The sequence below is a fragment of the Ottowia sp. genome (assembly GCF_047975795.1).
Lineage (GTDB): Bacteria > Pseudomonadota > Gammaproteobacteria > Burkholderiales > Burkholderiaceae_C > Ottowia.
This window is the reverse complement of sequence record NZ_JBKEEE010000090.1, coordinates 16,126-35,754: the sequence shown is the minus strand read 5'-3', so window position 1 is coordinate 35,754 and position 19,629 is coordinate 16,126. Positions and strand designations below refer to the sequence as shown.

Sequence of the window (19,629 nt, the reverse complement as noted above, 5' to 3'; positions counted from 1 at the left end):
TGGTGTGTACCGGTGCAACCCTGACTGCGCCGCCAAAGCTGCCGTGACGCCCAAGACGTGACCATCCAGACCGACGAATTCTCCCTGCCCGCCGAATCTGCGGCGGCGGCGCGCACGGTATCGGCCGCCGCCGCATCGCCGCGCGAAGAAGCCCTGGAGCGCGCGCTGCGTCCCAAGCTGCTGGATGAATACGTCGGCCAAGCCAAAGCACGCGAACAACTGGACATCTTTATCGGTGCGGCCAAAAAGCGTGCTGAGGCGCTCGATCACGTGCTGCTGTTCGGTCCGCCCGGTCTGGGCAAGACCACGCTGAGCCACATCATTGCGCACGAGTTGGGTGTCAACCTGCGCCAGACCAGCGGCCCGGTGCTCGAAAAGCCCAAGGATCTGGCGGCTTTGCTCACCAATCTGGAGAAGAACGACGTTCTGTTCATCGACGAAATCCACCGCCTCAGCCCGGTGGTAGAAGAAATCCTTTACCCCGCGCTGGAGGACTACCAGATTGACATCATGATTGGCGAAGGGCCAGCGGCGCGCAGCATCAAGCTGGATTTGCAGCCCTTCACCCTGGTGGGGGCCACCACGCGTGCGGGCATGCTCACCAACCCGTTGCGCGACCGCTTTGGTATTGTGGCGCGGCTGGAGTTTTATACGCCGGATGAGCTGGCGCGCATCGTCACGCGCAGCGCCGGTTTGCTGAACGTGGCTGCCGATGCTGAAGGCGCTTTTGAAATTGCCCGCCGCAGCCGGGGCACACCGCGTATTGCCAACCGCCTGCTGCGCCGCGTGCGCGACTATGCCGATGTGAAGGGCCAGGGCCGCATCACCCAGGCCATTGCCCACGCTGCGCTGGCCATGCTGGACGTGGACCCCGAGGGCTTTGACATCATGGACCGCAAACTGCTCGAAGCCGTGATCCACCGCTTTGACGGCGGCCCGGTGGGGCTGGACAACATTGCCGCCAGCATTGGTGAAGAAGCGGGCACCATCGAAGACGTGATCGAGCCTTACCTGATTCAGCAAGGTTTTTTGCAACGCACCCCCCGCGGGCGCGTGGCCACGCTGGCCGCGTACCGGCATCTCGGCTTGTCGGCCCCGCGCGCCAACAGCGGCGAGCAGTTGTTTGACAGCCACTGACGGGCCTTGCTCTGCGGGGCTTCCTGAGCGTTTTGGGCAATGCCACGGGTAACGTCCTGATACCTGTGCAGCGTTTGCCTGCACATTTCGTTCTTTGGTGGCGACAAAGACGGACATAGGTCACAAAAAACCGTCACCACGCTGACGCCGCCCGCCGATTTTATTAGCATGTGCGACTTGTTTTTCATCAAGGCATTCGAGGACAGCGTATGAACAAGTATCTGGCGGAATTCATCGGCACTTTCTGGCTGGTGCTGGGCGGCTGCGGCAGCGCCGTGCTGGCGGCGGCCTTTCCTGAGCTGGGCATTGGCTTTGTGGGTGTGTCACTGGCCTTTGGCCTGACGGTGCTGACCATGGCCTATGCACTGGGCCACGTCTCGGGCGCGCACTTCAACCCCGCCGTGTCGTTTGGCATGTGGGCGGGCGGGCGCTTCTCGGGCAAGGATTTGCTGCCTTATGTGGTGGCCCAAGTCATCGGTGCCATTGCCGCTGCTGGTGTGCTGTACCTGGTTGCCAGCGGCAAGCCCGGTTTTGAAGTAGGCGGCTTTGCCTCCAACGGCTATGGCGACAAGTCGCCCGGCGGCTATTCGCTGATGGCCGTGCTGGTGTGCGAAGTGGTGCTGACGGCAGGCTTTTTGTTCGTCATCATGGGGTCGACGCACAAGAACGCGCCCGCAGGCTTTGCCCCCATTGCCATCGGCCTGTGCCTGACGCTGATTCACCTGGTCAGCATTCCGGTGTCCAACACGTCGGTCAACCCGGCCCGTTCCACCGGCGTGGCGCTGTTTGCACAGACCGGCGCAATGGGCCAATTGTGGTTGTTCTGGGTGGCTCCCATCGTGGGCGGCATGCTTGGCGCGGTAATTTACCGGGCGGTATGCGGCAATCAGAACGATTGAGGCTGAACCAGCCTCAGCCAACACTTCAGGCACGGCGATCGCCGTGCCTTTTGTTTGCCTGCTGGGCAGCGCCATACTGCACCCATGAACACATCCCTTCTCTGCACAGATGGCCAATTGCGCTGCCGTTGGTGCACCGCCACGCCCGAGTACATGGCCTACCACGACCACGAATGGGGCTTTCCGGTCGCAGACGACTTGCGGCTGTTTGAAAAGATTTGCCTCGAAGGCTTTCAGTCAGGCCTGAGCTGGCGCACCATTTTGGCCAAACGCGAGAATTTCCGCGCTGCGTTTGCAGGCTTTGATTTCCACCAGGTGGCGCGCTTTACCGCCAAAGATGTTGAAAGGCTGCTGCAAGACGAAGGCATCGTGCGCCATCGCGGCAAGATCGAAGCGGCCATCCACAACGCGGGACGTGCGGTCGAACTGGTGCAAGAGGCGGGGTCGCTCGCCGCTTACTTCTGGCGCTGGGAACCCAAGGCCGCAACCTCCTCCGAAGCTGTATCAACCACAGCCGAGTCCATCGCTCTGAGCAAAGACTTAAAAAAGCGCGGCTGGAAGTTCGTCGGCCCCACCACTGCCTATGCCTTCATGCAAGCGATGGGGCTGGTCAATGATCATGCGGCCGATTGCGCGGTGCGCGCCAGGGTGATCAAGGCGCGCAAGGGGTTCAGTAAGCCGACCTGATGGTCATCTACATCAGACGAAGCGTCTGCATTGGCGTCGTGCACTTTTAAGCTGGCACGGCTGGATGGGACAGGTCACCACCAGCGTGGCCACGAACGGCGTGCCAGCGGCCTATGCCCTGGCGCACCATTCCAACAGGGGCAACTCACAACTCAGCTTTATGGTTATCCATCATTGATCTTTGCGTCAAAATAATGCTTACTTCAGTATTCAATTGAATTTACTAACCGAGCGTTGCTTCTCTTTAGAGCATCCTATTTCATGACAAGTTTTTTACCACCTTTGCTTGAGGCAACGTTTGCCAAGACATCTGTTGGTAAACAGGTTATTGAAACCAAACACATCCCGCTCTCACTCATTGAACGTCGAGTGTTACTGTTAGTGGATGGAAAAAAATAGGCAAAGCATTGGAGCCATTTTGTGCAGGCAATGATGCACCGTCAATTTTGAAAAGCCTACTTGAGCAAAAGCTCATCAAAATCATCAGCACCACTGCATCATCACCAACGCTCGACACGGCCTCATCCCTCAAAGCATCTAACCATCATGAGCTAGACCTACCCCCGGCCAGTCAACGCACTCAAAAAGAAATAGAGATGGCGCGCAATTTCATGATGAACACCGTCAATACCGTGTTCCAGCCGAATACACGCCTAACATTACTAGAAGCTATTCAATGTTGCCAAACAGCTACCGAGTTGCGGCAAGCCTACCTGCATTGGGAAGACGTCTTATCCACCAGTCGGATCGGACTCAAGCGCTTGCCGGAATTCAAGAAAAAGCTGTTTGCCGTTCTTTGAGCAACGCTTGGCGCGTCAACAGCAGTGGCATACCAAAAACTTATTCATCTATGCCATTCAACCGCAGCAACTCCGCCCCTTCGGGCACCTGGTCGCCCGGCCCGTACAGCACTTCGCCCACCACGCCGTCCTGCGGTGCGGCGATGGTGTGCTCCATCTTCATGGCTTCCATCACGGCCAGCGCCTGACCTTGACTGACTTTGTCGCCCGCCTTGACGGCGATGGACACCACCTTACCGGGCATGGGTGCCGTCAGGCGGCCGCCTTCGCCTGCGTGCTCGCCCGAGTGTGACAGCACGTCCAGCTCGGTGATTTGCGTAGCCCCTGCGCTGCCAAACACGTGCATCACCTCACCGCGCGGAAATATGTGCACCACCTGCCGCTGGTTGCCATAGCGCACGTCAATGCCGCCGCCGGGCAACCGCTCGATCGACAGCGGTGCGGGCGCATCGCCTCCCACGCGCAGTTGCAGGCCGTCGTGCAAATAGCGCAGCTTGGCCACTACGGGCTGGCCCGCGTATTCCAGATCGATGCGACGTGAAGCCACGCCGTGCGAGCGAAAACCGTCGGTGCGGCTGAACGGGTCCAGCGTTTCGGCACCATGCTCGGCCAGCACGGTGTGCGCCACGGCAGCAGCCACGGCCATGTGCAGGCCCAGCGGGTCTTGGTCGAACAGACTGGCTTTCTCTCGCTCGATCAGGGCCGTGTCCAGCCGCGCCTGGCTGAAAGATGGCGTGGCCAGCACGCGGCGCAAAAACTGTACGTTGGTCTGCACACCGACGATGCGCACCGCAGCCAATGCCGCATCCAGCTTGCCCAGCGCTTCTTCGCGCGAAGCCCCCCAGACGATCAGCTTGGCGATCATGCTGTCGTAAAACGGGCTGATGGCGTCGCCCTCGCGCACGCCGTCGTCGATGCGCACTTCGTCAATTTCAAAAGCGCTGGACAAAGGCTTGCGGTACACGTGCAGGGTGCCAGTAGCGGGCAGAAAATTGTTGTCGGGGTTTTCGGCGCAAATGCGTGCTTCGATGGCGTGGCCGTTCAAATCGAGATCGTCTTGCGCCAGCGGCAGCGGCTCGCCGGCGGCCACGCGCAGTTGCCACTCCACCAGGTCCAGGCCTGTGATGGCCTCGGTCACCGGGTGCTCGACCTGCAGGCGGGTGTTCATCTCCATGAAATAGAACTTCATGTCTTCGGGTTGGTCGTAGCTGCCCGGCTGCTCGACGATGAACTCCACCGTGCCCGCGCCCACATAGTTGACGGCGCGCGCCGCTGCAACGGCCGCCTCGCCCATTTTCTGGCGCAGGCTCTCAGTCATGCCCGGCGCGGGGGCTTCTTCCAGCACCTTCTGGTGACGGCGCTGCACCGAGCAGTCGCGCTCGAACAGGTACACGTAACGGCCGTGCGCGTCGCCAAATACCTGAATCTCGATGTGGCGCGGGCGCTGCACGTATTTCTCGACCAGCACCGCATCATCGCCAAAACTATTAATGGCTTCGCGTTTGCAACTGTCCAGCGCGGCCATGAAGCCCTCAGCATTGTCCACCGCGCGCATGCCCTTGCCGCCGCCGCCCGCGCTGGCCTTGATGAGCACGGGGTAGCCGATGCGATCAGCTTCTTTTTTCAAAAGTTCGGGCGATTGATCAGCACCGTGGTAGCCGGGCACCAGCGGCACCTTGGCGGCCTCCATCAAACGCTTGGATTCAGCCTTCAAGCCCATGTCCTTGATGGCCGCTGCGGGCGGGCCGATGAAGACCAGGCCCGCACCGGCACAGGCTTTGGCAAAGTCTTCGTTTTCGCTCAAAAAACCGTAGCCGGGGTGAATGGCCTGTGCCTCCGTGGCCTTGGCCGCGTCGATGATGCGCTGCCATTGCAAATAGCTTTCTTTGGGCGCGTTGCCGCCCACGTGCACCGCCTCGTCGCAGGCCATGACGTGCTTGGCGTGCGCGTCGGCGTCGGAATACACCGCCACGGTCTTGACTCCCATGCGACGGGCGGTGGCGGCCACGCGGCAGGCGATTTCGCCGCGATTGGCGATCAGGATTTTGGTGAACATACAAGTCTCCTCATGATGGCATTCGGTTCGGGCGCAATAGTTTTTGAAAATCACTCATGCAACGGTTTCCTGCGGGCTGCGGGCGTGCTCACGGTCAGCATGCGCGGGCTGATCCGCACGCATGTGATCCATGCGCATGCCCAGCTTGACTAGCAGGGCGCGGTCGCGTTCGGCCTGCGGGTTTTTTGTCGTCAGCAGGCGGTCGCCATAAAAGATGGAATTGGCACCGGCCAGAAAGCACAGCGCCTGGGTTTGTTCGGACATCATCTCCCGCCCGGCAGACAGGCGCACCAGTGCACGCGGCATGGTGATGCGCGCGGCTGCAATCACGCGCACAAATTCAAACGGATCCAGCTCGGGCGTGCCCGCCAGCGGCGTGCCTTGCACCTGCACTAGGTTGTTGATGGGCACTGAGTCGGGGTAAGGCGACAAGTTGGCCAGTTGCGCAATCAGCCCGGCACGTTGACGCCGCGTTTCGCCCATGCCCAATATGCCGCCACAGCACACGCGCATGCCTGCATCGCGCACCTGGGCCAGCGTGTTGAGCCGGTCTTCGTAGGTGCGGGTGGTGATGACCTGACCATAAAACTCAGGCGCGGTATCCAGGTTGTGGTTGTAGTAGTCCAGCCCTGCATCACGCAATGCTTGTGCTTGCCCCGGCTCCAGCATGCCCGCAGTCAGGCAAGTCTCCAAACCGAGCGCTTTCACGGCAGCCACCATGGCCTGCACCTGAGTCAGATGGCGCGGCTTGGGCGAGCGCCAGGCCGCACCCATGCAAAAGCGCGTGGCTCCACTGGCCTGCGCCGCCCGCGCAGCGGTCAGCACTTCATCCAGTGGCATCAGCTTGTCGGCCGTGACGCCGGTGTCGAAATGCGCCGACTGCGGACAGTACGCGCAGTCTTCTTCGCATCCGCCGGTTTTGATCGACAGCAGCGTGGACAACTGCACCACATCGGCATCGAAATGCGTGCGATGCACCTGTTGGGCGCGAAAAATCAGATCAGACAGCGGCAGATCCAGCAGTGCGGCCACGGCGTCCACCGTCCAGGTGGTGGATGTACCCTCGGGTGTGGGGGAGGCATTCGGCAGCGAAGAAGCAAGGGGTTGCATCAGAAAATCAACTTTCACAAAAACAAAACAAGGTAGACGTCAGGTGGACACCGACGCGGGCGGATCGCCCCCGCGTCCGCGCAGCTTGGCAATCACCAGCTTCAAAAATTTAAACAACACCACCAGCAGCAGTACCGATACGACCAGCATCAACGCCAGCGCCACACCAAACGCCACTGGATGTTGTGTCGCCAACCAGACCACGCCGACGACCAGTCCGTCCTCGAAGAAGGAGGCCAGCCAGTTACTGAACGGCTCGGGGCTGGTGTTGATGGCTGCGCGCGTGGTGGCCTTGGTGGCGAACGATGTGGCCGCCAATGAACCACCCAGCAGCGCACCCACCAGGCCCATGGCGGCCGAATCGGCCCCCAACGCCCCAGCGGCCAGCAGCGCCCCGGCCGGGATGCGGATAAAGGCGTTGACCGAATCCCACAGGCTGTCCACCCACGGAATCTTGTCGGCCAAAAACTCCACCAGCAGCATCACGCCGCTGGCCGTCAGCACCGCCGGGTGCTGCAGCAGATGCAGCCCTTCGGGCAGTGCGATCCAGCCCGCGTAACCCATGGCCCCAGTCAAAAACACCACCGCATACAGCCTGAAACCGCTGGCCCAGCCCAGCGCCGCTGCCAGCGCCAGCAGGCTGGGCATGTCGAGCTGCGCTGTCGCCGCGTTGACCGCAGCGCCCATCTGTCCCGCGACCTGCCCCGCCGCCTGACCGACGGCCTGCGCCGCATCCGTGCCGGGATGAATGCCGATGCCATGCAGCCATTGGACGAGGTGTTGAATGAAGTCGTCCATCACCCGCCCACACGCGCCAGAAAGCTACTTTTTTGATAGCCGTCTATGCTTGTCACGAAAGCGCCAGAGGCCGCTTTAATCACACAAACCCGAAGCCTGCACATCGCCACGCTCCCAGTGGCTGCGCCGCAAGTCGCGCCCGTGACCAAACGGCTGCGGAACAGGCCAGGCCAGCGAACGTCGTGGCCGTGTTGTGCATGGCCAGTGGCGTTGTCCCCCTTCCGGGGGAAGGTGCGCAGCGACTCAGGGGGGGTTACAACCATCTTGCTTTGCGTTTCTGAAGAAAGGACTGCACGCCTTCTTTACCCTCGTCGCTGGCACGGATGTCGGCAATGCCCTCCACGGTGCGCTCGATCAGCAGGCGCGAAATGTTGTGGTACGCCACCTCGTGCACCAGCTTTTTGCATTCGCGCACGGCATTGGGGCTGTTGGTGGTGAGTGCGTTGGCCAGCTCGCCCACCTTGGCGTCCAATTGATCGGCGGGCACCACCTCATGCACCAGCCCCAGACGGTGCGCTTCGTCCGCATCAAAACGCTCGGCGGTCAAAAAGTAGCGATGCGCCGCGCGGGGGCCAATGGCGCGGATCAGGTAGGGGCTGATGGTGGCCGGAATCAGCCCCAGCTTGACCTCGCTGACGCAAAAGTGCGCCGTGGGCACGCTCACCACCACATCGCACGCCGCCACCAGGCCCAGGCCGCCGGCATACACGTCACCTTGCACGCGCGCGATGGTGGGTTTGGGGCATTCGTACAACGTGCGCAGCATGAAGGCCAGCTTTTCGGCGTCGGCCAGGTTTTCATCGCGCGAATAGTCGGCCATGCGACGCATCCAGTTCAAATCAGCACCGGCGCAGAACGCCTTGCCTTCGGCCATGAGCACGATGGCGCGCACCTCGGGCGCATCCCCCAAACGGACAAACGCCTCAGTCAGCTCGGCAATGACTTCGTCGTTGAAGGCGTTGCGCACCTCGGGGCGGTTCAGCGTTACCGTGGCCACATGGCCCTGGGTGCTGATGCGGATGGCTTGTTCTGTCATGGGTTCCTCGATTCGTCTTGCAGCATGTAGACCATGTCCAGCTCAGGACACGGTTGGCCCAACGCGGTGATCTGCCCGCGGTGGTGCGTGCCGTGGTTGAACACATGGGCCAGCGTGGCGGCAAAAGGCAGTGTGGCTGGTTGGCCGCGCATGGTGGTGTAACTCAGTACGCCGTCAAAACGGTCAGCAGACCAACTGACAATCAGCGGTTGCCAGGATGCGGCACCTTCAGTCAAGTGCTCGGCCAGACGAGCGCGGTCAGGCTCCACTTCATCATCCAGCGCCAGCTTGGGCGACACGCCTTCGGCAAAGCGACGGAACCACAGCAGGTGCTCGGCCACCAGCAGGTGGTTCAGCGTGCCGTGAATGCTCTTGAAGAACAGGCCCACATCGCGGCGGTAGTCGTCTTCATGCACCTGCGCCACCGCATCCAGCAGGCGCTGCGTGGCCCAGGCGTTGTAGCGGGCCAGGGTCATGGCGTAGATGTAGAAGCTCATTTGCAGCTACTTCTCAGTACTTGATCTCTGAAAAACCGAAACATCAACATTCAGAATGTCTTTGCAAATACGGTATTTCGACTGACGAAAAAATTTTCAACTTGACTGTAATTCGTCAAACCCGCAATTGATTTGTCAGCCGCTCTGACTTGGTGATAGCGATCAATGCGTGTTAACTGTTCATTGAAGGCCTTGACGTCATCCACCTTTAAAACGGTCAGTGCAGTTGTCAACATAGTGCGGCCAGCCAATTGACGGTCTTCTTTCGAGCCACGAAACGACACATGGACAAACTCATCAATTTCAATCAGTAACTTGAGCGCCAAGTCCCGCTCTTGTTTGCGCCGCTCCATGTCACGCGAAGCATTGATTTGAAGACTGGTGGCCTCCAACGCAGCTGCTACTTGCGCGCGTGTAGCCACCATCGCTACTCTCCACGCAATCACTCCACCAATCAGACTACCTGCCACTGCGCTTAAAAACCCCCATACCGCATCGTTCATCATCGCTCCCCATTGATAAGCCGAACACTACATTCTGAAAACGCCAAATTTCACCTCCGGCACCGGCGCGTTCTGCGCCGCACTCAAGCCCAGCGCCAGCACGCGGCGGGTGTCGGCCGGGTCGATGATGCCGTCGTCCCACAGGCGGGCGGTGGCGTAGTAGGGGTGGCCTTGTTCTTCGTACTGTTGGCGGATGGGGGCTTTGAAGGCGTCTTCTTCCTCAGCACTCCATTGGCCACCTTTGGCTTCGATGCCGTCGCGGCGCACGGTGGCCAGCACGCTGGCGGCCTGCTCGCCGCCCATGACGCTGATGCGGGCGTTGGGCCACATCCACAGAAAGTGCGGGCTGTAGGCGCGGCCACACATGCCGTAATTGCCCGCACCGAAGCTGCCGCCGATGATGATGGTGAACTTGGGCACATTGGCCGTGGCCACGGCGGTGACCATCTTGGCACCGTGGCGGGCAATGCCTTCGTTTTCAACCTTGCGGCCAACCATGAAGCCGGTGATGTTCTGCAAAAACACCAGCGGAATCTTGCGCTGGCAGCACAGCTCGATGAAGTGCGCGCCCTTTTGCGCGCTCTCGCTGAACAGGATGCCGTTGTTGGCGACAATGCCGACCGGCATGCCCTCGATGCGGGCAAAGCCGCACACCAAGGTGGTGCCGTAGCGGGCCTTGAACTCTTGCAATTCGCTGCCGTCAACGATGCGGGCGATGATTTCGCGCACGTCGAACGGTTTGCGCGTATCCACGGGGATCACGCCGTACAGCTCATCCGTTTCATATTGAGGGGCCACTGGTGCCCTCAAATCGCCGCTGTACTGCTTTTTGACGTTGAGCTGCGCGACGATTTGGCGCGCCAGCGCCAGCGCATGCATGTCGTTTTCAGCCAAGTGGTCGGCCACGCCTGACAGGCGCGTGTGTACGTCGCCACCCCCTAAGTCTTCGGCGCTGACCACCTCGCCGGTGGCGGCCTTGACCAGTGGCGGGCCGCCTAAAAAGATGGTGCCCTGGTTTTTGACGATGATGCTTTCGTCGCTCATGGCGGGCACGTAGGCACCGCCTGCGGTGCAACTGCCCATGACCACGGCAATCTGCGCAATGCCCTGCGCGCTCATGTTGGCCTGGTTATAGAAGATGCGGCCAAAGTGGTCGCGATCGGGAAACACCTCGTCCTGGTTGGGCAGGTTGGCTCCGCCTGAATCGACCAGGTAAATGCAGGGCAGGCGGTTGGCCTCGGCGATCTCTTGCGCGCGCAGGTGTTTTTTGACAGTGATGGGGTAATAGGTGCCGCCTTTGACCGTGGCGTCGTTACAGACAACCATGCAGTCCACGCCCGACACGCGGCCAATGCCCGCCACGATGCCGCCGCCCGGCGCATCGCCGCCGTACATGTTCAGCGCGGCCAGCGGGGCCACTTCCAGAAACGGCGTGCCAGGATCGAGCAGCATTTGCACGCGCACGCGTGGCAGCAGCTTGCCGCGATCGGTGTGTTTTTTGCGTGCAGCTTCGCCGCCGCCCTGGCCAACTTGCTGCACCTGCGCTTTCAGATCGTCGACCACGGCGCGCATGGCCGCTGCGTTGGCCTGAAAGTCGGCCGAACGAACGCTGAGCTTGCTTTGAATGACGGGCATATTCACCTTTACTATGATTTAAATAGCTTGTTGCGCTTGATTTATCTGCGATCAGGCCGTTTTTTGCTCTGACAAACCCAACTCTTGCTTCATCTGGTCGCGGATCTTGAACTTCTGGATCTTGCCGGTCACCGTCATCGGAAACTCGGCCACGAACTTCATGTAGCGCGGCACCTTGTAGTGCGCGATCTGGCCCTTGCAGAAGGCGCGTACCTCGTCTTCGGTGAGCTGCTGGCCGGGCTTGACAACGATCCAGGCGCACAGCTCCTCGCCAAAGCGCGCATCGGGCACGCCCACAATCTGCACGTCCTGCACCTTGGGGTGGCGGTACAAAAATTCTTCAATCTCGCGCGGGTAGACGTTCTCGCCGCCGCGGATCACCATGTCCTTGATGCGGCCGACGATGTTGACGTAGCCCTCGGCGTCCATGGTGGCCAGGTCACCCGTGTGCATCCAGCCTTCGGCGTCGATGGCCTCGCGGGTTTTTTCCTCGTCGCCCCAGTAGCCGTGCATCACCGAATAGCCGCGCGTGCACAGCTCGCCCGACTGGCCCAGCGGCAGGGTGGTGCCGTTGTCCGGATTGACGATCTTCACCTCCAGGTGCGGCTGCACGGTGCCCACGGTGGCCACGCGCTTTTCCAGCGGCGTGCTGGTGCTGCTCTGGCAGCTGACCGGGCTGGTCTCGGTCATGCCATAGGCGATGGTGATCTCGCGCAGGTGCATCTGTTCGACCACGCGCTTCATGACCTCAATGGGGCAGGCGGTGCCGGCCATGATGCCGGTGCGCAGGCTGCTCAGATCGAACTCGGCAAAGCGCGGGTGGTCCAGCTCGGCGATGAACATGGTCGGCACGCCGTGCAGGCCGGTGCAGCGCTCGGCCTGCACCGTCTCCAGCACCGTCAGCGCATCGAACCCGTCGTTGGGGTAGATGATGGCGCTGCCGTGCGTCAGGCAGGCCAGGTTGCCCAGCACCATGCCAAAGCAGTGGTACATGGGCACGGGGATGCACAACTTGTCCTGTGGCCCCAGCTTCATGCAGTCGCCGATGAACAGGCCGTTGTTGAGGATGTTGCGGTGCGTCAGCGTGGCCCCCTTCGGGAAGCCGGTGGTGCCGCTGGTGAACTGGATGTTGATGGGGTCGGTGCTTTGCAGCGTGCGCTGCACCTCGGCCACGCGCCCGTCCTGCGCATCGCCACTGGCCAGCAACGCGGAAAAGCGCGCCAGCGGGATCTCGCCCGCCGCTTCGTCGGCAGCACCGGGCAGGTCAATCCACCAGATGTTTTTCAGCGTGGGCAGCCTGGCCGCGCCCAGCTCGCGCAGCATGGCCAGGTACTCGCTGGTCTTGAAGCGCGGCATCGTCACCAGCGCCTTGCAGCCCACCTTGTTCAGCGCGTATTCCACCTCAGCCATGCGGTAGGCGGGGTTGATGTTGACCAGAATCAGCCCCGCCTTGGCGGTGGCGATCTGCATCAGCACCCAGGCCAGGTTGTTGTGCGACCAGATGCCGATGCGGTCGCCCGGCTTGAGGCCCGTGCGCAGCAAGGCGCTGGCCAAGCGGTTGGCTTCGGCCTGCAATTGACGATAGCTCAGGCGCACGCTCTCGTGACGGCTGACCAGCGCCAGCGCATCGGGCTGGCGCGCCGCCATGTCATCAAAAAAATCGCCGATGGTCTGCTCCAGCAGCGGCGCGTCGGCGTTGCCGCGGGCGTGGCTTTCAGTCAACTGGGTGGTCATCGGGTTGGTCTCCTTGGTCTCTATCACGGGCGGTGCACACGCCATCGTAGTCGTTGTGACTGGCGGCAGCGGTGGTTGCCGGGCAGCGCATCTACAACCCACCATGTCACACGCACCTATATCGCACGCACCCAGTGTCCGCGCCTGCCAAGTCTTGGAGCTTATCCCGGCAGTGGTCATGCCTGTTGCCACACGGGTTGCAAAAACTGCCAAGTTCATCAACACTGAAAGCATGGCACCTCAGCGGACTCCAACCCCCCTATGGCATTTGCCAGCGCGCACGCCTGTGGCTTTGGTTCAGGCGGTTGTTCAGGCGTATGCACAGCGCGGCCTCGACCCTTGCGGGGCTTTGATCAAGGCGCAAATTACGCCAAAAGACATTCAAAAACCAGGCAACCATGTCACGGCCTTGCAGTTCGAGCGCCTGTGCGCCGCCGCCATGCAAGAGCTGGACGACGAAGCCCCTGGCTGGTTCAGCCGCCGCTTGCCCTGGGGCAGTTACGGCATGCTGGCGCGCGCCAGCATCAGCGCGCCCACGCTGGGCGTGGCGCTGGCGCGTTGGTGCCGCCACCACCGCCTGCTGACCGAAGACGTGACCCTTTCGCTCACCCAGCACGGCGACCAGGCGCGGCTTGACATTGCCGAGCACCGCGATCTGGGCGTGCTGCGTGAATTCGCCCTGCTCTCGCTGCTGCGCAACGTGCATGGGTTGGCCAGTTGGCTGGTGGATTCGCACATTGCGCTGCGTTCGGTGCAGTTTCCGCTGGCTGTGCCGCCGCATGCCGATTTGTACGCGCGCCTGTTTCCCGGCCCGGTGCAGTTCAGCGCGCCCCACGCCGCGCTGACGTTTGACGCTCCCTATCTGCAATTGCCGCTGCGCCGCGACGCTCCCGCGCTCGACCAGATGCTGCGCCGCGCCTTGCCCATCATGGTGTGGCCTTACCGACGCGACCGCCTGCTGTCGCACCGCGTGCGCCGCCTGTTGCAACCGGCTGGCAGCGTGCACACCGCCGACACTCTGGCCGCGCAACTGGGGCTGTCCACCCGCAGCCTGCACCGTCAACTGGCCGCCGAAGGCAGCAGCTTGCAAGCGCTGAAAGATGAGGTGCGCTGCGCGCGCGCCAGCGTCCTGCTGCTGCGCACCCGCCAGCCCATCGCCCGCGTGGCGCGCGCGGCAGGATTTGCCAGCGATAAAAGCTTTGCCCGCGCCTTCCGCCAGTGGACGGGTCAAACCCCGCAAGAACACCGGCAGCAAGGCGGCCAGGCATGAGCAGATGAAAGATGCGATGGATATGGATTCACAGGCCTGCGCCTTCAGCGCTGGGGCATGTCCTTGGTGCCATAACCCAGGCTGACGGTGGCATCAAGCGGAATCGGCGGCACGCTGGCATCCCAGGCTTGCCAGTCGGCACGCATGGCTTGCAGACGATCAGGCTCGCGCGGTGCGCGGTTGGCACGCTCGCGCGCGTCGTCGACCACGTTGAACAGATAGTCGTTGCCGTCCACCCGCAGGTACTTCCAGTCGCCGCGCCGCAGCGCGCGCTGTCCACGGTGGTTCATACGCCAGTACAAAGGGCGCTCGAACAGCGTGGACGGATCGCGCAGCACCGCAGCCAGCGACACGCCATCCAGCGGGTAGTCCGGCTGCGGCCGGGCACCGGCCAGCTCGATCATGGTGGCCGACCAGTCCATGGTCATGCACAGTTGCCCGCTTTCGCAGCCGGGCGGAATGACGCTTGGCCAGTGGGCAATCCAGGGCACGCGAATACCGCCTTCGGTCAGATCCATCTTGCCGCCGACCAGGGGCCAGTTGTCTGAAAAACGCTCACCGCCGTTGTCGCTGGTAAAGACAATCAAGGTGTCGTCCAGCAGATTCTGCGCACGCAGCGTCTTGACCACGCGCCCGATGCCTTCGTCCATGTGGTGAATCATGCGGCGATAGGTGTGGATGTTGCCGCCGTGCAGGTGAAACAGGTTGGCGCGCACGTCATCCACCATGTGGGCGTCGTCGCGCGTTTCCCACGGCCAGTGCGGCGCGGTGTAGTGCATGCTGAGGAAAAACGGCGTGCCGCAGCGTGCGCCTTCGGCCATGCGCTGCACGTAATCGATGCTGCGCTCGGTGATCAGGTCGGTCAGGTAGCCCTCCACCTGCTGCTCGGCATTGCCGATGAACAGGTCATGCTGGCCGGTTGAGCTGCAATGGCTGAAGTAATCCACGCCGCCCGACATGGGGCCGAAGAATTCTTCGTAGCCAGACTTGAGCGGGCCAAAGTGCGGCGGGTAACCCAGGTGCCATTTGCCCATCAGCGCGGTGCGATAGCCCACGCCGCGCAACAGCGAAGGCAAGGTGGGCACCCCGGGCGGCAGGCCCAGCACGTCGCTGCCGCGGCTGCGCGAATTGATGGGTTCGTCAGCGCCACCGCGCAGGCGGTACTGGTAGCGCGCTGTCATCAGCGCAAAGCGCGTGGGCGAACACACGGGCGAGTTGCTGTAGCCCTGGGTGAGCTTCAGGCCCCCAGCCGCCAGTTTGTCCAGCTCAGGCGATACCGGACCAAACACCGCTTGACGACCACCGTAGCAGCCCAGATCCGCGTAACCCAGATCATCGGCCACGATAAAAATGATGTTGGGGCGTGCTTTTACAGTCATTCTTTTGCAGTCATTGCTTGAATATGCCCCAAAGTTCAGCGCTACAGGATCAGGGCTGATAGCCAGAGCGTTGCACCACTGGTGCCCATTGGGCGCGGAATGCCTTGATCATGGCCGCGGTCTGGGCGGCGTTGCTGGCCACCGGGGTGAGCTTGGCATCGACGAAGCGGCGTTGGGTGTCGGCGTCGCGCATCACCTTTTCAATGGCACCAGACAGGCGCGTGACGGTCGCTGCGGGCATCGCCGCTGGGGCAAAAAAGCAGTTCCAGCCGCTGGCCACCAGATCGAGCCCAGCTTCGCGAAACGTCGGGATCTGGGGCGAGAAGATGGAACGCTTGGCGCCAGATGACGCCAGGATGCGAACCCGCCCACCCTCAGCGTGCGGCAGCACGGCATCCATGGTGTCAAAAGCCACGGGCACTTGCCCGCCGATCAGATCCGTCATCAGCGGGCCGGAGCCGCGATAACCGACTACCTGCGCCTTGACGTCGGCCTTCTCGCCCACCATCAAACCAAAGAAGTGCGGGAGGCTGCCGGTCGCTGGTACGCCAAAGTTGGCACTGGCCGGGTTGGCCTTCAGCCATGCCAGCAAATGCGATAGCGCCTTGACCGGCACTGCTGCGCCCACCGCCACCACAAATTCATAGCTGCTGGCGCTGGAAACCGGCTGAAAGTCGCGCATCGGGTCGTAGCCGCTGTTTTTGAACACCAGCGGAGCCACCACCATGATGGCTGGATTGGCCAGCAGCAGCGACTGTGTGTCGGCCGACGCGCCACGCAACTGCTGGGCGGCCAAGCGCCCGCCTGCGCCGGGCTTGTTCTCGACCAGCACGGTCTGGCCAAGTTGAGCGCCCAGCTTGTCACCCACCAGCCGCGCCGCGCGGTCGCTGCCACCACCGGGCGCATACGGCACGATCAGGCGCACCACGTCAGACTGCTGCGCCAGGGCAGGTGCGCCCAGGCTGCTGCTGACCGCGGCCAAGGCTGCGGAACGGATCAGGGTGCGGCGTTGCATGTACAGAGTCTCCTTGGGGGTGGGCTGAGTCACAGTCCGAGTCACGTTTTGTTCACTGGGTCATAGTGCCCGTGGCGTCCGTGCACGTCATGGATTGGATGGCACAGGTTTACGCGGGCAAAAACCCTTCCACCGACAGGTACCGCTCACCCGTGTCGTAGTTAAAGCCCAGCACCTTGGCACCGGCAGGCAGCTCGGGCAGCTTTTGGGCGATGGCGGCCAGCGTGGCCCCGCTGCTGATGCCCACCAGCATGCCTTCTTCGCGTGCTGAGCGGCGCGCCATTTCACGGGCGGCTTCGGCTTCGACCTGAATCACGCCATCCAGCAAGCTGGTGTCGAGGTTTTTGGGCACAAAGCCTGCGCCAATGCCCTGAATGGGGTGCGGAGCGGGTGCGCCACCGCTGATGACGGGCGATTGTGTCGGCTCCACCGCGTACACCTTCAATTGCGGCCATTGGGCTTTGAGCACACGCGCGCAGCCGGTAATGTGGCCGCCCGTGCCCACGCCGGTGATCAGCACGTCCAGCCCGTCAGGAAAATCGGCCAGAATCTCCTGCGCCGTGGTTTGCTCGTGCGCCGTGACGTTGGCCGGGTTGTCAAACTGCTGCGGTATCCAGGCACCGGGTGTTTGCGCGGCCAGCTCTTCAGCGCGGGCGATGGCCCCTTTCATGCCCTTTTCGCGCGGCGTCAGATCGAACGTGGCCCCGTAGGCCAGCATCAAACGGCGGCGCTCCACGCTCATGCTGTCGGGCATCACCAGCACCAGTTTGTAGCCCTTGACAGCGGCTACCATGGCCAGGCCCACGCCGGTGTTGCCGCTGGTGGGTTCGATGATGGTGCCGCCGGGTTTAAGCTGGCCTGATGCTTGCGCCGCCTCCACCATGGCCAGGGCAATGCGGTCTTTGACCGAACCGCCGGGGTTGGCGCGTTCGGCTTTGACCCACACGTGGGCACCAGGGCCAAACAGGCGGTTGATGCGCACCTCGGGGGTACGGCCAATGGTTTGCAGGATGTTGTCGGCTTTCATAGGTTTGTCTCTTCAGGTTCAAAAGGGTGAAGTGGGCCATTCTGGCGCAGTGCACACGCCGCGTCACGCCTATGGATATAACTGAAAGCGATAATGCACCCCGTGAAGCCCGCCAGACCGCCGCTGGCGCAAGGCCCGAAAGGGCGCGCTGGAGGAACGTCCGGACTGCACAGGGTAAGCGCAGGAGCTAACGGCTCTCCACCGTGAGGTGAGGATCAGAGCAACAGAGACGAGTCACCTTGGGTGCCGCACCGAAGGCGCAAGCCAGAGGTACGAGCAACCAAGGTGGGTGAAACGGGCAATCTCTGCGCGCAGCAACACCAAGTAGGCCAGCGTTGAGGCGACCCGCTGAGCTGGCGGGTAGGTGGCACCGAGCCGCCCGGGCGACCGGCGGCCCAGATTGATGGCGGTCACAGCGCGGGTCACCGCGCTGCACAGAATCCGGCGTATCGGCGGGCTTCACACTATTGACGTACCTTTACGTACCCCCTGTGGTGCTGCGCGCCTTTCCTCTGAGGGGGCAGCGTTGGTGACTGGGGGTGCGTCGGCCACGGCGTTCCCGTATCGCTTGCTCCGCAGCGAGGTGGGCACGCCTGCTGCGCGGCCTCGAGAAGTAAGACCGACAGTTCTTCGCTCAAAAGCATGCCATTTTTAAGACATCGCTAAACTGCACGCTGGTTTTTCATTCACTTCATACCCACGTTAGGGTGCACCGGGCTGCCATGTCATTGATTCCTGCCACCATCCTCACGGGATTTTTAGGTTCGGGCAAAACCACCTTGCTTCAGCGCGTGTTGACCGAGGCGCATGGTCAAAAAATTGCCGTGATCGAAAACGAGTTTGGCGAAGAGAACATCGACAACGACATTCTGGTGACCGATGCCAACGAGCAGATCATCCAGATGAGCAATGGCTGCATCTGCTGCACCATCCGTGAAGATTTACGCGCCACGCTGGCCGACCTGGCCGCCAAACGGCGCAAGGGCGAGCTGGATTTTGAGCGTGTGGTGATCGAAACCACCGGCCTGGCCGATCCGGGCCCGGTCGCGCAAACCTTTTTCATGGACGACGAAATCGCCGAAAGTTTTTTGCTGGACGCCATCGTCACCTTGGTAGACGCCAAGCACGCTTCTCAGCAACTGAATGACCGCGTGGAGGCGCAGCGCCAAGTGGGCTTTGCCGATCAGATTTTCATCAGCAAGGCCGATCTGGTGTCAGCCGACGAGCTGGCCACCTTGCAGCACCGCTTAAAGCACATGAACCCGCGCGCCGAGCAGCGCGTGGCACATTTTGGTGCTGTGCCCATCAAGGACGTGTTTGATCTACGGGGTTTCAACCTGAACGCCAAGCTGGACATTGATCCGGATTTTCTGACCGTCGACGACCACCACGATCACCATGACCATGACCATGCACATGGCGAACATTGCGATCACCCCTCGCACCAGCATGGGCACCACCACCATCATGACGATGACGTCAAAAGCTTTATCTTTCGCGCCGAACGCGCCTTTGATCCGGCCAGGCTGGAGGATTTTTTAGGTGCCATCGTCAACATTTATGGGCCGCGCATGCTGCGCTACAAAGGCGTGCTGTCGATGCAATGGGTCGAGCGCAAAGTGATTTTCCAAGGCGTGCACCAGCTCATGGGAAGCGACCTGGGGCCAGTCTGGAAGCCTGATGAGCCGCGCGTGAGCAAAATGGTGTTCATCGGCATCGATCTGCCACGCGATATCTTGACCCAGGGTTTAGAGCAATGCTTGGTGTGATGACTGCTGCCACAGCATTCCAAATATGACGCCGTCAATCGTACAGGATTGCGCGAAATTGCGCAGTTTCAACATTCTGTAACCGACTTGGCATGCCCTTGGCTGCGGCATATGTCGCGGTACCGATACAATCGCCGCCTCTGAAGTCGTTGGTCACCAGACTCATAGTGGTCTGGTGAGGTTGCCCGGTTCGGTGAATGAGCGGGCTTTACGCGGGGTTGGGCATAGATGCTTTGTCCCGCACGTCACGTGACGGTACAAACTTGGAGCTTGTGCG

17 protein-coding genes and 1 other RNA gene are annotated in these 19,629 nt (G+C 61.7%); 7 read left to right on the top strand and 11 right to left on the bottom strand.

Annotated elements, in window-relative coordinates; translation table 11 throughout:
* Positions 1-57 precede the first annotated feature (57 nt).
* The 4 genes from ruvB (at position 58) to ACK5NW_RS13995 (ending at position 3,523) form a co-directional block, all read left to right on the top strand.
* Positions 58-1,137 (top strand): Holliday junction branch migration DNA helicase RuvB, encoded by a 1,080-nt coding sequence (gene ruvB, locus ACK5NW_RS14010; RefSeq protein WP_416929107.1) that lies wholly within the window; start codon positions 58-60, stop codon positions 1,135-1,137.
* A 209-nt stretch (positions 1,138-1,346) separates the two neighbouring features.
* Positions 1,347-2,036 (top strand): aquaporin Z, encoded by a 690-nt coding sequence (gene aqpZ, locus ACK5NW_RS14005; protein WP_416929105.1) that lies wholly within the window; start codon positions 1,347-1,349, stop codon positions 2,034-2,036.
* A gap of 84 nt (positions 2,037-2,120) precedes the next feature.
* Entirely contained in the window at positions 2,121-2,723 is a 603-nt protein-coding gene (locus tag ACK5NW_RS14000; RefSeq protein WP_416929103.1) for a DNA-3-methyladenine glycosylase I, read from the top strand.
* 446 nt (positions 2,724-3,169) lie between these two features.
* On the top strand, positions 3,170-3,523 hold the full coding sequence (locus tag ACK5NW_RS13995) for a hypothetical protein (RefSeq protein ID WP_416929101.1): 354 nt from the start codon (positions 3,170-3,172) through the stop codon (positions 3,521-3,523).
* A gap of 40 nt (positions 3,524-3,563) precedes the next feature.
* On the opposite strand, the gene ACK5NW_RS13990 is transcribed toward ACK5NW_RS13995, so the two are convergent.
* The 8 genes from ACK5NW_RS13990 to ACK5NW_RS13955 all read right to left on the bottom strand — a co-directional run bounded on the left by ACK5NW_RS13990 (position 3,564) and on the right by ACK5NW_RS13955 (position 12,892).
* Complete coding sequence (locus ACK5NW_RS13990; RefSeq protein WP_416929099.1) at positions 3,564-5,579, bottom strand: acetyl/propionyl/methylcrotonyl-CoA carboxylase subunit alpha; 2,016 nt, start codon at positions 5,577-5,579, stop codon at positions 3,564-3,566.
* 54 nt (positions 5,580-5,633) lie between these two features.
* Entirely contained in the window at positions 5,634-6,689 is a 1,056-nt protein-coding gene (gene bioB / locus ACK5NW_RS13985) for a biotin synthase BioB (RefSeq protein ID WP_416929097.1), read from the bottom strand.
* 39 nt (positions 6,690-6,728) lie between these two features.
* Positions 6,729-7,487 (bottom strand): DUF4126 domain-containing protein, encoded by a 759-nt coding sequence (locus tag ACK5NW_RS13980; protein ID WP_416929095.1) that lies wholly within the window; start codon positions 7,485-7,487, stop codon positions 6,729-6,731.
* Positions 7,488-7,740: 253 nt separating this feature from the next.
* A complete protein-coding gene (locus tag ACK5NW_RS13975; RefSeq protein WP_416929093.1) occupies positions 7,741-8,523 on the bottom strand; it encodes an enoyl-CoA hydratase/isomerase family protein in 783 nt (260 codons plus the stop codon).
* Complete coding sequence (locus ACK5NW_RS13970) at positions 8,520-9,020, bottom strand: DinB family protein (protein WP_416929091.1); 501 nt, start codon at positions 9,018-9,020, stop codon at positions 8,520-8,522. The genes ACK5NW_RS13975 and ACK5NW_RS13970 overlap by 4 nt, the downstream gene beginning before the upstream one ends.
* Before the next feature lie 50 nt (positions 9,021-9,070).
* Positions 9,071-9,523 carry a hypothetical protein gene (locus tag ACK5NW_RS13965; protein WP_416929089.1) on the bottom strand — a complete coding sequence of 151 codons (453 nt, stop codon included), beginning with the start codon at positions 9,521-9,523 and terminating at the stop codon, positions 9,071-9,073.
* Between the two features lie 27 nt (positions 9,524-9,550).
* Positions 9,551-11,158: a carboxyl transferase domain-containing protein gene (locus ACK5NW_RS13960; RefSeq protein ID WP_416929087.1), complete on the bottom strand. Its 1,608-nt coding sequence runs from the start codon at positions 11,156-11,158 to the stop codon at positions 9,551-9,553.
* A gap of 51 nt (positions 11,159-11,209) precedes the next feature.
* A complete protein-coding gene (locus ACK5NW_RS13955) occupies positions 11,210-12,892 on the bottom strand; it encodes an AMP-binding protein (protein ID WP_416929085.1) in 1,683 nt (560 codons plus the stop codon).
* Between the two features lie 232 nt (positions 12,893-13,124).
* Here ACK5NW_RS13955 and ACK5NW_RS13950 point away from each other — a divergent pair, with 232 nt between their 5' ends.
* Entirely contained in the window at positions 13,125-14,162 is a 1,038-nt protein-coding gene (locus ACK5NW_RS13950; RefSeq protein ID WP_416929179.1) for an AraC family transcriptional regulator, read from the top strand.
* A gap of 44 nt (positions 14,163-14,206) precedes the next feature.
* Here ACK5NW_RS13950 and ACK5NW_RS13945 read toward each other — a convergent pair whose 3' ends face one another.
* The 3 genes from ACK5NW_RS13945 to cysK form a co-directional block, all read right to left on the bottom strand.
* The gene (locus tag ACK5NW_RS13945; protein ID WP_416929083.1) at positions 14,207-15,541 is read right to left on the bottom strand and encodes a sulfatase; all 1,335 of its coding nucleotides are present in this window, start codon (positions 15,539-15,541) and stop codon (positions 14,207-14,209) included.
* 49 nt (positions 15,542-15,590) lie between these two features.
* Positions 15,591-16,556, bottom strand: coding sequence for a tripartite tricarboxylate transporter substrate-binding protein (locus tag ACK5NW_RS13940; protein WP_416929081.1), 966 nt, complete (start codon positions 16,554-16,556; stop codon positions 15,591-15,593).
* 109 nt (positions 16,557-16,665) lie between these two features.
* On the bottom strand, positions 16,666-17,583 hold the full coding sequence (gene cysK / locus ACK5NW_RS13935; RefSeq protein WP_416929079.1) for a cysteine synthase A: 918 nt from the start codon (positions 17,581-17,583) through the stop codon (positions 16,666-16,668).
* Between the two features lie 104 nt (positions 17,584-17,687).
* On the opposite strand from cysK, the gene rnpB reads away from it, so the two are divergent.
* Together rnpB and ACK5NW_RS13925 are read left to right on the top strand one after the other, a co-directional pair.
* Positions 17,688-18,048: RNase P RNA component class A (gene rnpB, locus ACK5NW_RS13930), an RNA gene on the top strand.
* Positions 18,049-18,305: 257 nt separating this feature from the next.
* Complete coding sequence (locus ACK5NW_RS13925) at positions 18,306-19,352, top strand: CobW family GTP-binding protein (RefSeq protein ID WP_416929077.1); 1,047 nt, start codon at positions 18,306-18,308, stop codon at positions 19,350-19,352.
* The last annotated feature ends 277 nt before the right edge of the window (positions 19,353-19,629 follow it).